General features: G+C 48.8%; 1 protein-coding gene. It reads left to right on the plus strand.

All coding sequences use genetic code 11. The features are described 5' to 3' along the window. Positions 1–3: 3 nt before the first annotated feature. On the plus strand, positions 4–371 hold a 368-nt coding region (gene apaG, locus ACTHSP_RS22705; RefSeq protein WP_049350701.1), incomplete at its 3' end, for a Co2+/Mg2+ efflux protein ApaG.

The raw sequence follows: 371 nt of genomic DNA on the forward strand, positions 1-371 counted from the left end.
ATTATGAATGAAATCGAGATTAACGTGGAGCCGCGTTATATGGCCGGTCAGAGCGACGTCTATCGCGACCGCTATGCCTTCAATTATCTGATTACCATCTGCAACCGCAGTGATGAAATCATTACTTTGCGTCAGCGTTTTTGGGAAATTACCGACGGACACGGTGAGACAGAGCAGGTCGGTCATGCTGGCTTGATTGAAGAGCAACCTGTTTTGTACCCGGGCGAAGCCTATGAGTACCACAGCGGTTCGCAAATCAGCACGCCTTGGGGCAGCATCGAAGGTGCGTATGAATTTGAAGACAGTATCGGCAAACGTTTCGTTATCGGGGTGCCGAAGCTTGAATTCAAAGCAGGCTTTACTTTGCAATA

The organism is Neisseria sp. P0001.S005 (assembly GCF_051963715.1).